The sequence below is a fragment of the Pseudomonas sp. MF5691 genome (genome assembly GCF_016405645.1).
Classification (GTDB): domain Bacteria; phylum Pseudomonadota; class Gammaproteobacteria; order Pseudomonadales; family Pseudomonadaceae; genus Aquipseudomonas; species Aquipseudomonas shahriarae.
On the sequence record NZ_JAEKDC010000003.1, the window covers coordinates 491,725 to 504,135 of the forward strand.

A 12,411-nucleotide genomic window follows, 5' to 3' on the forward strand; every position below is an offset into this window, starting at 1 on the left:
CGCCTACAAAGGTTGCATCAGCGGACCAGATGCAGGAACTGCAAGTGCCGTTCGTACTGGTCGAGGATGTCGTTGATGATCTGCTCTTTGGTGTAGCCCACCAGGTCGTAATCCTGGCTGCCTTCGCTCAAGTGCACTTCCGCGCGGTAGTAGCGACGGTTGTTGATTGCCTTCGAGCCCAGGCCACCGAGGGCAAAGGACGGCGTGAAGTAGCCGCGCATCTGCACCTGATAGACAAACGGACGCTCTTCGCCATGGCCGATTTCCAGGCTGACGCTGTCGTTGGACGGGTCAGGCTGGGTGACGACGTTCAGGCCCTTCTCGACAAACACTGCCGTCACTTCTTCAATCGCCGGGCGTACCGTGGTTTCGAGGAAGCGGTACACCTCATCGCGCGACGGGAAATGCACCGCCTGGCTCAGGCGCTGGCGCCAGCCGCCACGGCCCCTGCGGGAGGCCGCCGAGACGGGTGCCAGGGAATGCATCCGGGCGATCTGCTTCTGCGATTCGAGGTAGAACGCCTTGTGCAGCCCCCACATCATCAACAGCAGGATCAACGAGAACGGTAACGACGTCAGCACCACCGCCGACTTGAGCGAGTCAATGCTACCGGCAAACAGCAAGGCGCTGGTCACCAGCGCGGTCATGGCGCCCCAGAACACCCGCAGCCACTTCGGCCCGTCTTCATCGGCATTGCCGCCCTTGGACGACAGGGTCGACAGCACCACGGTGCCGGAGTCGGCCGAGGTGACAAAGAACACAAAACTGATAAACACCGTGACCGCGATGACAGTCTTGCTCCATGGATAGGTTTCCAGCAGCAGGTACAGGCTCATCGACGGGTTGTCGATGGCCGACTGCCCCAGCGCCGCCATGCCGTGGTTGAGCACCTGGTCAATCGCACTGTTGCCGAAGATCGACATCCAGGCCAGGGTGAAACCCAGTGGGATCAGGAGCACGCCGAAGACAAATTCGCGGATGGTCCGGCCACGGGAAATGCGTGCGATAAACAGGCCCACGAACGGCGACCATGCGATCCACCAGGCCCAATAAAACACGGTCCAGCCGCCGAGCCAATCGCTGGGCTCGTTGTAGGCGTAGACGTCAAAACTCTTGGTCGGCAGTGCGCCCAGGTAGTCACCGACGTTCTGGATCAGGGTGTTGAGCAAATGCTGGGTGGGCCCGGCGAACAACACAAACAGCAGCAGCGCACAGGCCAGCAGCATGTTGATGTCGGACATGACCCGCACGCCCTTGTCGACACCGGCCACTGCGACCAGGATCGCCGCGCCCATCATCAGGGTGATCAGGCCGACCTGGATCCATTGGGTGTGGGCGATGCCGAACAGGTAGTCCAGGCCCGAGTTGAGGTGCAGCACCCCAAAACCCATGTCCGCGCCCAGGCCGAACACCGTGGCGATGATGCCGAAGCCATCCACCGCATAGCCGATGGGGCCATTGATGCGCTTGCCGATCAGCGGGTACAGCGCCGAACGCAAGGCCAGCGGCAGGTTATGCCGGTAGGCGAAGTACGCCAGGGCCATGCCGACGAACGCAAAGACGCCCCAGCCATGCAGGCCCCAATGCAGAAACAGCACCTGCATGGCCTGGCGCGCCGCGTCGGCGTTCAAGGCCTCGCCCTGGGGCGGTTGCACCAGGTGGGTCAAGGGTTCCGAGACGCAGAAGAAAAACAGCGTGATGCTGATCCCGGCGGCAAACAGCATGCCGGCCCAGGACAGGTAACTGAATTCGGGCTCGTCGTGGTCGGCACCGAGTTTGATCTTGCCGTAGCCAGACAACGCGGTGACCACCACGAAGACCAGATACAGGGTCATCGCCAGCATGTAGTACCAGCCGACCGTATTGGCCGCCCAGTTTTGCGCGGCCAGCAACCAGGCGCCGGCCTGCTCGGGGATCGCGATTACGGTGACACCAAACAGCAGGATGAAGCTGGCGGCGAAGTAAAACACCGGTGCATTCATACGCACCTGGCCGCTTGAAGGAACAGACGATGCACTCATGAACGGTGCACCTCGAGGGTATTGGATGTGGCTGTATAAAACGGACTCAGCAAAGGTAAGCCTCCTGTTGTGAGCGGGCAGCGAACCACCGGTTTAACTTGAACGAACGTTCAAGTTAAACATGGATAGGCGGTCTGGGACTAATCGCAGGGCTGAGTGGTAGGTAATTCCTACACTAGCTCAAGGAAGGGTATGACGTGTGGGGAAGGTAAAACGTTCAGCGATTGCTGGCCTAAATTGAAATGCCATCCCCTGTGGGAGCGGACTTGCCCGCGACAACTGAGTGTCAGGTTAGAGGTATTTGACTGGCCTACCGCCATCGCGGGCAAGCCCGCTCCCACACAAGCCCGCTCCCCCATCAGGTCGTCGCTACTTCTGCGTCCCGTCATCATGCTGCAAGTTCGCCTGCGTGATATTCGCCCCCACCGGCACGCTGCGGGTCAGCCACACGTTGCCGCCAATGGTCGAACCCTTGCCGATGGTGATTCGCCCCAGGATCGTCGCCCCGGCGTAGATCACCACATCGTCCTCGACAATCGGGTGGCGTGGATGGCCCTTCTGCAACTGCCCATCTTCATCCGCCGGGAAACGCTTGGCGCCCAGGGTCACCGCCTGATAGATACGCACCCGCTCGCCAATGATCGCCGTTTCGCCAATCACCACACCCGTGCCGTGGTCGATAAAGAAGCTCGGGCCGATCTGCGCGCCTGGGTGAATGTCGATGCCAGTGGCCGAATGCGCGATTTCCGCGCTGATCCGCGCGAGCAGAGGCAGCCCGGCGCGATACAAATGGTGGGCCAGGCGATGGTGGATCACCGCGAGAATGCCCGGATAGCACAGCAGCACCTCATCCACCGTGCGTGCAGCCGGATCCCCGTGATAGGCCGCCAGCACATCGGTGTCCAACAGGCTGCGCAGCGCCGGCAAAGCCAGGGCAAAGTCCTGGATCAAGCGGATGGCCAGTGCATCGACTTCCTTATCGGCATTGCCGCCCTGGCGCGCGGCGTAGCGCAACTCCAGGCGGGCCTGGGCGAGCAAGGCGTTGAGCGCCACATCCAGGGTATGGCCGACGTAGAAGTCCTCACTTTCCTCACGCAGATCCACCGGGCCCAGGCGCATGGGGAACAGCGCACCGCACAGCGCTTCAAGAATTTGCGCCACGGCCTCGCGCGACGGTAACTCGCGACCGCCCTGCTCGCCGCTGACCCGCCCATTGCGGGTACGCCACTGATCCCGGGCGCCGCGCAACTGGCTGACGATGGTCTGTAACTGCCAATGACTGGAACGCTCACTCACGGTATTCCCTCCTGAGGTAATGGCCACACTTTACGGTATGCAACCGGGCGGCCCTTAAGAACCAATGGTGCGATGCTAATAACACTTTGGCATAAGCATCTGGCGGTTGCCCCGGCAAAAAGCCCTGCCTATAGTCCTCCCCATCTTCTATTACCCGTGCGTAACCATGATCAAACAACAGCTCGACCGTTTTAATCGTCTGAACCTGCTGGGCGGCGCCACCGCCCTGGAAAAACTCGAACGACTGTCGACCTGGCTGGGCCGTGATATCTACATCAAGCGCGATGACACCACGCCGCTGGCCATGGGCGGCAACAAGCTGCGCAAGCTCGAATACCTCGCCGCCGATGCCCTGGCCCAAGGCGCCGACACGTTGATCACCGCCGGCGCGATCCAGTCCAACCATGTGCGCCAGACCGCAGCCCTCGCCGCCAAGCTGGGCCTAGGCTGTGTCGCCCTGCTGGAAAATCCCACGGGCACCGACGACCCCAACTACCTGGGCAACGGCAACCGCCTGTTGGTCGAGCTGTTCGACGCCAAGGTCGAATTGGTCGAAAACCTGGACAACGCCGACGAGCAACTCAACGCCCTGGCCGAACGCCTGCGCAGCAATGGTAAAAACCCCTACATAGTGCCCATTGGCGGCTCCAACGCCCTGGGCGCCCTGGGTTATGTGCGGGCCGGGCTGGAACTGGCCGGGCAAATCGAAGACAGCGGCCTGCAGTTCGCGGCAGTGGTCCTGGCCTCCGGCAGCGCCGGCACCCACAGCGGCCTGGCCCTGGCGTTGAGTGAAGTGCTGCCGGACTTGCCGGTGATTGGCGTCACCGTGTCGCGCACCGACGAAGCGCAACGGCCCAAGGTCCAAGGCCTGGCCGAGCGCACGGCGCAGTTGTTGGGGGTGACGGTACCCTACGCCTTCAACGTGATTTTATGGGACGAATACTTCGCCCCGCGCTACGGCGAACCCAACGCCGGCACCCTGGCGGCAATCAAGCTGCTGGCAAGCCAGGAAGGCCTGTTGCTGGACCCGGTCTACACCGGCAAGGCCATGGCCGGGTTGCTCGACGGTATCGGTCGCCAGGCCTTCGCTGAAGGGCCGATCATCTTCCTGCACACCGGCGGCGCGCCGGCGTTGTTTGCCTATGACTCAGTGTTCTGATTGGACACATTGAATCTCTACTTAATATGCAAAAATGGAATATAAAGTTTAATTTATATTATTTTTAACGCTTTCAAACTCGCCCTATAGTCGCGCTCCCACACACCGCGTTTTTAGGGCAGGATACGACCACTGCGTCACCTGCTTCGCTCACCATAAAAAACACAGGGGCTTGTCATGACTATTTCTGTACTGCGTCGCACGTTGCTGGTTGGCACATTGGGCCTGGCGCTTGGCGCCGGCTTGCTGGGCCAGGCAGTTGCCGGCGAGCAACTGGGCAACATCAAGAAGGCCGGCGAGATCAAGATCGGCCTGGAAGGCACCTACCCACCGTTCAGTTTCGTCGATGAAAACGGCAAACTCAGTGGCTTTGAAGCCGAGCTGTCCGAAGCCCTGGCCAAGGAACTGGGGGTCAAGGTCAAGCTGCAGGCTACCCCGTGGGACGGCATCCTCGCCGCCCTGGAATCCAAGCGCCTCGACGCAGTGGTCAACCAGGTGACGATCTCCGAAGAGCGCAAGAAAAAATACGATTTCTCCAAGCCCTACACCGTCTCCGGGATCCAGGCGCTGACCCTGGCGAAAAACGTCGACACCATCAAGACCGCCGACGACCTGGCCGGCAAGAAAGTCGGGGTGGGCCTTGGCACCAACTACGAACAATGGCTCAAAGACAACCAACCCAAAGCCATCATCAAGACCTATAACGACGACCCCACCAAATTCCAGGACCTGCGCATTGGCCGTATCGACGCGATTCTGATCGACCGCCTGGCGGCCCTGGAATATGCGAAAAAAGCCAAGGACACCGCCGCTGCCGGTGAAGCCTTCTCCCGCCAGGAAGCCGGGATTGCCCTGCGCAAAGGCGAGCCTGAATTGCTTGAAGCGGTCAACCAGGCCCTCGACAAACTGCGCGCCGACGGCACTTTGAAGAAGCTGTCCGAGAAATACTTCAACGCTGACGTCACCCAATAATGGAAGCAGGTTTCCAACTCGCGCTCGATTCCGCGCCCTTTCTGCTCAAGGGCGCGTACTACACGGTGATTCTCAGCCTCGGCGGGATGTTTTTCGGCTTGCTGCTGGGCTTCGGCCTGGCCTTGATGCGCCTGTCGCGCTTCAAGCTCTTGAGCTGGACGGCCAGGGTCTACGTCTCGTTCTTTCGCGGCACGCCGTTGCTGGTGCAGCTGTTCTTGATCTACTACGGCTTGCCGCAGGTGGGCATCGAGCTGGATCCGATCCCGGCAGCGATGATCGGCTTCTCGCTGAACATGGCGGCCTATGCCTGTGAAATCCTGCGCGCCGCCATTGCCTCCATCGAGCGTGGCCAGTGGGAAGCTGCCGCCAGTATCGGCATGACCCGCGCACAGACCTTGCGCCGGGCCATCCTGCCGCAGGCGATGCGCACGGCCCTGCCGCCCCTGGGCAACAGCTTTATTTCGCTGGTAAAAGATACGGCGCTGGCCGCCACCATCCAGGTGCCCGAGCTGTTCCGCCAGGCCCAACTGGTATCGGCACGCACCTTTGAAATTTTCACCATGTACCTGTCCGCAGCCCTGATCTACTGGGTTCTGGCCAGCATCCTGGCGCATTTTCAGAATCGCCTGGAAGACCGGGTCAACCGGCATGACCTGGAGTCTTGAAGCATGATCGTGGTTGAAAAACTGACCAAACAATTCAAGGGTCAGGTGGTGCTCAACGGGATCGACCTGGAGGTCCAAGAAGGCGAAGTTGTCGCCATCATTGGCCCCAGCGGCTCCGGCAAGACCACCTTCCTGCGCTGCCTGAATTTCCTCGAAGAACCCACCAGTGGCCGGATCAAGGTCGGCGACATCGAGATCGACGGCAGCCGCCCGCTCAACCAGCAACAGGGCCTGGTGCGGCGCCTGCGCCAGCATGTGGGTTTTGTGTTCCAGGGCTTTAACTTGTTCCCCCATCGCACCGCCCTGGAGAACGTCATCGAAGGCCCGCTGGTGGTCAAGAAGATGCCACGCGAGACCGCTGACCGCCTCGGTCGCGCACTGCTGGCCAAGGTTGGCCTGGCGGGCAAGGAAGACGCCTACCCCCGGCGCCTGTCCGGTGGCCAGCAGCAGCGGGTGGCCATTGCCCGAGCCTTGGCGATGGAGCCGGAAGTGATCCTGTTCGATGAACCGACCTCGGCCCTCGACCCGGAGTTGGTAGGCGAAGTCCTGGCGACCATCCGCAGCCTCGCCGAAGAGAAACGCACCATGGTCATCGTCACCCACGAAATGAGCTTTGCCCGTGACGTGGCCAACCGGGTGATCTTCTTCGACAAGGGTGTGATCGTCGAGCAAGGCGAAGCCAAGGCGCTGTTTGCCAACCCCAGGGAAGAACGCACCCGGCAGTTCCTCAGCAAATTCCTCACCCACTGACCCCCCCCCCCTGTAGGAGCCGGCTTGCCGGCGCCTACAAGGTTTGTGACTTTCGGAAAAATCCCCGTATTCATTCGGCAAAGTGCCTGTCAGAACCCCCTTTAATAACACCCTCCAGTAAGACCCTTCTGAATAATCCCAAACCCGCCGTTTAGCCTTTTGCCGCCATTGACGCCCCCTGGCCAACCCTCTTATCTAGGGCTCAAAGGATTGGATCCCATCCTGGCTTTTCAAAAAAATCGTTCCTTTCGAACCCCACGCCTGAGGTTCGGAACGATCGCTGCTGGCTGCATCAAGGAGATTATTTATGACGCACATCCCCCCCCTGGCCATGTTCGCCGCGCCGACAGTACCCCAAGCTCATAAACAAGGTATCAACGCGCAGGCCGCCACTCATTTGCAGGTCGATATCGCCCCCTACCCAGACATGGGCAAGGGCGACTTGATCGAGTTGTTCTGGAACAACTGCTTTGCCGCCTCCAAGCGTGTAGGCGCCGCCGATATCGGCCTGGCCAGCCATCTGCGGGTGCCCGAAAGCTTTGTGCAAAACGGTGCTGCACGCATTCATTACCGGGTCATGCAAGTGGGGCGCGGCCCGGCGCGCTCCATGATTACCCGGGTGCAGGTCAAGACCGCTTGCCCGGGTGGGCAGCCTTCAGTGCTGTGTGCCGAAGAAAACCAGAACCTGGCCCCCGTCGCCCTGCCCGAAACCATCCGCCGCCATGGCGTCAACCCCAGCCAGATCCGCCGGGGCGTGCCGTTGACCATCGAGCCCTACCTGAACATGGCCGCCGGTGATGCAATCACTCTGCGCTGGGGCGACGCGCGCCTGGACCTGCCCCCGATCCAGGCCGCCGAGGTGGGGCACCCCGTGCAGGTCTGGGTGCCTTCGGCGCTGATCCTGGAGGCCGGGGACGATGCCCGCCAGGAGGTCACCTACTGCGTGATCGACCGCGTGGGCAACAACTCGCGCTGGGCACCCGGGCGCATCGTGAGCATCGCCCAGGCCAACGCCACAGGCGCAGCCGATGCTTTGTCGGTGTACCAGCCCCGGCGTCCTGGCTCGCCGTGCGAACCGGGGTGACAGACCTTCTATGCATATTCCTAAAAGTTAGTTTATTTAAAAAATAAACACGCTTAGGGTATATGCACCGGACCACCGGACATTCCTGATTTTTAGCTTTTCCACGGATGTGAGGTAGGTATGGTCAACATTACCCCGGTGCACAACGCCAGGGCATCACGGGTCGCCACGCAGGGGCGCACCGATGTCTAACTTGGCGCAATCGCCCCTCCAGAGCGATCTGGATATCGCCCCGCTGCTGTTGCCCACCCAGGTGCTGCGCAACGACAGTGAAGCCCTCGCCGCTGCCCACGCGCTTGCCCAGGCCGCCCGCCTGCAAGCCGGGCTGCGCGACCGCCAGCGCAAACTGCCCTGGTCCGAAATCGAACAGTTCACCCGCAGTGGCCTGGGGAGCATTTCCATCCCCCGCGAATACGGCGGCCCGCAAGTGTCGTTTGTGACCCTGGCTGAAGTGTTCGCGATTATCAGCGCCGTCGACCCGGCCCTGGGGCAGATCCCGCAGAACCACTTTGGCATCTTGCACGTGCTGCAAGGCGCCGCCAGCGAATCACAGAAAAAACAGCTGTTCCAAAGCGTGCTCGACGGCTGGCGCATCGGCAATGGCGGGCCGGAACGCGGTACCAAAAACACCCTGGATGTGAAGGCCCGGATCAGCGCCGAGGGTGACGGTTTTGTCATCAACGGCCAGAAGTTCTACTCCACCGGCGCGCTGTTTGCCCATTGGGTCGCGGTCAAGGCCCTGGACGACGAAGGCCGCCAGGTCATGGCGTTTGTGCGCCGTGGCACCCCGGGATTGCGCATCGTCGATGACTGGTCGGGCTTTGGCCAACGCACCACCGCCAGCGGCACCGTGTTGCTGAACAATGTGCCAGTGGACGCCGATCTGGTGGTACCGATCTGGCGCCTGGGGCAAACCCCGGGCATCCAGGGCGCGGTCTCGCAATTGATCCAGGCGGCCATCGACGCCGGCATCGCCCGTGGCGCCCTCGACGACACCATCAGTTTTGTCCGTGAACGCTCGCGGCCGTGGATCGACGCCAAGGTCGAACGGGCCAGCGACGACCTCTATGTGATCGCCGATATCGGCAAGCTGAAAATCGAACTGCACGCCGCCGAAGCCCTGCTGCGCAAGGCCGGCCAGGTGCTGGACCAGGTCAGCGCCGCGCCCATCACCGCACACTCCGCCGCCCGGGCCTCGATTGCCGTGGCACAAGCCAAGGTGCTGACCACCGAAGTCTCGCTGCTGGTCAGCGAGAAACTCTTCGAACTGGCCGGCAGCCGCGCCACCCTCGCCGAGTTCAACCTCGACCGCCACTGGCGCAATGCACGGGTGCACACCCTGCACGACCCGGTGCGCTGGAAGTATTACGCGGTGGGCGCCTGGCACCTCAACGGAACCTTGCCGGCCCGGCATTCCTGGATCTGACGACCAGACCTCTGGAGAAAAACATGACGCTTTCCCATTCCGTCGCGGTCATCACCAGCGATGAACAAGCCCTGATTGTCGCCAGCGACCTGGCCGAAGACTTTCGCCGCGACAGCGCCCTGCGCGACCGTGAACGCCGCCTGCCGCTCGCCGAACTGGAAGCCTTTTCCCGCTCCGGCCTGTGGGGCATCAGCGTGCCCAAGGCATACGGCGGCGCTGGCGTGTCCAACGTCACCCTGGCCAAGGTCATTGCCCTGATCGCCCAGGCCGATGCCTCGTTGGGGCAGATCCCGCAGAACCATTTTTATGCCCTGGAAGTGCTGCGCATCAATGGCAGCCCGGCGCAGCAACAACGCCTGTATGCCGAGGTGCTGGCCGGCCAGCGCTTTGGCAATGCCCTGGCGGAACTGGGCACCAAGACCGCCCATGACCGGGTGACGAAACTTGTGCGCGACGGCGACGGTTTTCGCATCAGCGGCCGCAAGTTCTACGCCACCGGCGCGATCTACGCCCAGCGCATTCCCACCTCGGTGGTGGATGAACACGGCGTGCAGCAACTGGCCTTTGTGCCACATGACAGCCAGGGCCTGACGGTGATCGACGACTGGAGCGGCTTCGGCCAGCGCACCACCGGCAGCGGTTCGGTGGTGTTCGACAATGTGTGGGTCGCAGCCGAAGACGTGATTCCGTTCCAGAGCGCCTTCGAGCGCCCGACCACCGTGGGCCCGCTGGCGCAGATCCTTCACGCGGCCATCGACACCGGCATCGCCCGCGCCGCCTTTGAAGATGCCCTTCATTTTGTGCGCACCAAGACCCGGCCGTGGATCGACTCGGGCAATGACACGGCCAGCGAAGACCCGCTGACCCTGAAAAGCTTCGGCCACCTGAGCATCCGCCTGCACGCCACCGAAGCCCTGCTGGAGCGCTCCGGCGAATTCCTCGACCGCGCCCAGGCCGACAGCAATGCGCAAACCGTCGCGGCGGCGTCGATTGCCGTGGCTGAAGTACGTGCCCTGAGCACCGAGATTTCCCTGGCCGCCGGCAGCACCCTGTTCGAACTCGCCGGCAGCCAGGCAACCCTCGCCGAACATGGCCTGGACCGCCACTGGCGCAACGCCCGGGTGCACACCCTGCACGACCCGGTGCGCTGGAAGTACCACGCCGTCGGCAATTATTACCTCAACGATGAAAACCCGCCGCTGCGGGGGACCCTCTGATGTTGAAGAAAAAGATCCTGCTCAATGCCTTCAACATGAACTGCATCGGGCATATCAACCATGGCCTGTGGACGCATCCACGGGACACCTCGACCCAGTACAAGACCGTCGAATACTGGACCGAGCTGGCGCAACTGCTGGAGCGTGGGCTGTTCGACGGCTTGTTTATCGCCGACATCGTTGGCGTGTACGACGTCTATCAAGGCTCGGTCGAGGTGCCGCTCAAGGAGTCGATCCAACTGCCAGTCAACGACCCACTGCTACTGGTCTCGGCCATGGCCGCCGTAACGAAAAACCTCGGCTTCGGCCTGACCGCCAACCTGACTTACGAGCCGCCGTATCTGTTCGCCCGGCGCATGTCCACCCTCGATCACCTGAGCCGTGGCCGGGTGGGCTGGAACATCGTCACCGGCTACCTGGACAGCGCCGCCAAGGCCATGGGCCTCACCGAACAGGTCGAGCATGACCGGCGCTACGACCAGGCCGACGAGTACCTGGAGGTGCTGTACAAGCTGTGGGAAGGCAGTTGGGAAGACGACGCGGTACTCAACGACCCGCAACAACGGATCTATGCCCAACCGGGCAAGGTGCACAAGGTCGAGCACCATGGCGAGTTCTATCAGGTGCAGGGCTATCACCTGTGCGAGCCCTCGCCGCAGCGCACGCCAGTGCTGTTCCAGGCCGGCAGTTCGGAGCGCGGCCTGGTGTTTGCCGGGCGCCATGCCGAGTGCGTGTTTATTAGCGGGCAGAACAAGGCTGCGACCAAGGTGCAAGTGGACAAGGTACGCGCCAGCGCGGTCGCAGCCGGACGCAACCCAGACGACATCAAGGTGTTCATGGGGCTCAACGTGATTGTCGGCGCCACCGAGGCGCTGGCCTGGGCCAAGCATGCCGAGTACCTGAGCTACGCCAGCGCCGAGGCCGGCGTGGCACATTTCAGCGCCTCCACCGCCATCGACTTCTCGCAATACGAGCTGGACGAACCGATCCAGTACGTGAAGAGCAACGCGATCCAATCAGCCACTAAAGCCTTGCAGAACAACGACTGGACCCGGCGCAAGTTGTTGGAACAACACGCGTTGGGTGGGCGCTATATCACCCTGGTGGGTTCGCCTGCGCAGGTGGCTGATGAGCTGGAATCCTGGATCAGCGAGACCGGGCTGGATGGCTTCAACCTGACGCGCATTGTTACGCCGGAGAGCTATGTGGATTTTATCGAGCTGGTGATTCCCGAGTTGCAAAGGCGTGGGTCATACAAGACTGCTTATGAGACCGGAACCTTGCGAGAAAAGGTCTTCCACCGCGAAGCGCACTTACCCGAACAACACACCGGTTCCACCTACCGCCACTCCCACATTTAGACCTTTATTGCTCATACCAACACCTTATGACTGGAAATCGACCATGAAAACAACACTGCTCTCCCACCCAGTCAAAGCACTGGCCCTGGCCCTCGGCCTGTTCAGCTCGGCGGTGTTTGCCGCCGATGCGCCGCTGAAAGTCGGCACCACGGCGGCCTTCGCCATTCCCCTCGAAGCCGCCGTCGAAGAGGCCGGCAAGCAGGGCCTGAAAGTCGAGCTGGTGGAGTTCACCGACTGGATCGCGCCCAACGTCAGCCTCGCCGCCGGCGATATCGACGTGAATTACTTCCAGCACATTCCGTTCCTGGAAAACGCTAAGGCCGCCGCCGGTTTGGTATGACTCACCCACATGGGTTACAAATCAGTTCACGCACATAGGTAACAGTTATTAACTGGCAGGGTCGATTTTGTGAGGATCTGACCATGCCCTGGGAAGAGCTGAAACCTATGGACCTCAAAG

Annotated in this window: 10 protein-coding genes and 1 pseudogene; 9 read left to right on the forward strand and 2 right to left on the reverse strand. The window is 61.7% G+C overall.

The genetic code is table 11. The features are described 5' to 3' along the window. Positions 1-17: 17 nt before the first annotated feature. Positions 18-1,982: a choline transporter BetT gene (gene betT / locus JFT44_RS07485; protein WP_164844872.1), complete on the reverse strand. Its 1,965-nt coding sequence runs from the start codon at positions 1,980-1,982 to the stop codon at positions 18-20. A gap of 408 nt (positions 1,983-2,390) precedes the next feature. Beyond that, positions 2,391-3,317, reverse strand: a complete 927-nt coding sequence (epsC, locus tag JFT44_RS07490) for a serine O-acetyltransferase EpsC (RefSeq protein ID WP_186625083.1) — start codon at positions 3,315-3,317, stop codon at positions 2,391-2,393. 166 nt (positions 3,318-3,483) lie between these two features. Between epsC and JFT44_RS07495 the strand changes: the two genes are divergently transcribed. From JFT44_RS07495 to JFT44_RS07535, 9 genes and pseudogenes are all read left to right on the forward strand, one after another. Further along, positions 3,484-4,476, forward strand: a complete 993-nt coding sequence (locus JFT44_RS07495) for a D-cysteine desulfhydrase (RefSeq protein ID WP_169990611.1) — start codon at positions 3,484-3,486, stop codon at positions 4,474-4,476. 177 nt (positions 4,477-4,653) lie between these two features. Continuing rightward, entirely contained in the window at positions 4,654-5,448 is a 795-nt protein-coding gene (gene tcyJ / locus JFT44_RS07500) for a cystine ABC transporter substrate-binding protein (RefSeq protein ID WP_057437040.1), read from the forward strand. Next, positions 5,448-6,113 (forward strand): cystine ABC transporter permease, encoded by a 666-nt coding sequence (gene tcyL, locus JFT44_RS07505; RefSeq protein WP_032884921.1) that lies wholly within the window; start codon positions 5,448-5,450, stop codon positions 6,111-6,113. Before tcyJ ends, tcyL begins: the two co-directional genes overlap by 1 nt. 3 nt (positions 6,114-6,116) lie before the next feature. Beyond that, positions 6,117-6,863, forward strand: a complete 747-nt coding sequence (gene tcyN / locus JFT44_RS07510) for an L-cystine ABC transporter ATP-binding protein TcyN (RefSeq protein WP_198830475.1) — start codon at positions 6,117-6,119, stop codon at positions 6,861-6,863. A 307-nt stretch (positions 6,864-7,170) separates the two neighbouring features. Then, entirely contained in the window at positions 7,171-7,947 is a 777-nt protein-coding gene (locus JFT44_RS07515; protein WP_198830476.1) for a hypothetical protein, read from the forward strand. Between the two features lie 184 nt (positions 7,948-8,131). Beyond that, the gene (locus JFT44_RS07520) at positions 8,132-9,373 is read left to right on the forward strand and encodes an SfnB family sulfur acquisition oxidoreductase (protein WP_198830477.1); all 1,242 of its coding nucleotides are present in this window, start codon (positions 8,132-8,134) and stop codon (positions 9,371-9,373) included. A 23-nt stretch (positions 9,374-9,396) separates the two neighbouring features. Continuing rightward, complete coding sequence (locus tag JFT44_RS07525) at positions 9,397-10,590, forward strand: SfnB family sulfur acquisition oxidoreductase (RefSeq protein WP_115127149.1); 1,194 nt, start codon at positions 9,397-9,399, stop codon at positions 10,588-10,590. Continuing rightward, positions 10,590-11,951 (forward strand): LLM class flavin-dependent oxidoreductase, encoded by a 1,362-nt coding sequence (locus JFT44_RS07530; RefSeq protein ID WP_057437674.1) that lies wholly within the window; start codon positions 10,590-10,592, stop codon positions 11,949-11,951. The genes JFT44_RS07525 and JFT44_RS07530 overlap by 1 nt, the downstream gene beginning before the upstream one ends. Before the next feature lie 43 nt (positions 11,952-11,994). Next, positions 11,995-12,282: pseudogene (locus JFT44_RS07535) on the forward strand (MetQ/NlpA family ABC transporter substrate-binding protein); the annotation flags it as partial. Positions 12,283-12,411 lie beyond the last annotated feature (129 nt).

Coding starts and splice junctions, on each gene's coding strand:
- betT (WP_164844872.1), bottom strand. CDS start 1,982: ATGAATGCACCGGTGTTTTACTTCGCCGCCAGCTTCATCCTGCTGTTT.
- JFT44_RS07495 (WP_169990611.1), top strand. CDS start 3,484: ATGATCAAACAACAGCTCGACCGTTTTAATCGTCTGAACCTGCTGGGC.
- tcyJ (WP_057437040.1), top strand. CDS start 4,654: ATGACTATTTCTGTACTGCGTCGCACGTTGCTGGTTGGCACATTGGGC.
- tcyL (WP_032884921.1), top strand. CDS start 5,448: ATGGAAGCAGGTTTCCAACTCGCGCTCGATTCCGCGCCCTTTCTGCTC.
- tcyN (WP_198830475.1), top strand. CDS start 6,117: ATGATCGTGGTTGAAAAACTGACCAAACAATTCAAGGGTCAGGTGGTG.
- JFT44_RS07515 (WP_198830476.1), top strand. CDS start 7,171: ATGACGCACATCCCCCCCCTGGCCATGTTCGCCGCGCCGACAGTACCC.
- JFT44_RS07520 (WP_198830477.1), top strand. CDS start 8,132: ATGTCTAACTTGGCGCAATCGCCCCTCCAGAGCGATCTGGATATCGCC.
- JFT44_RS07525 (WP_115127149.1), top strand. CDS start 9,397: ATGACGCTTTCCCATTCCGTCGCGGTCATCACCAGCGATGAACAAGCC.
- JFT44_RS07530 (WP_057437674.1), top strand. CDS start 10,590: ATGTTGAAGAAAAAGATCCTGCTCAATGCCTTCAACATGAACTGCATC.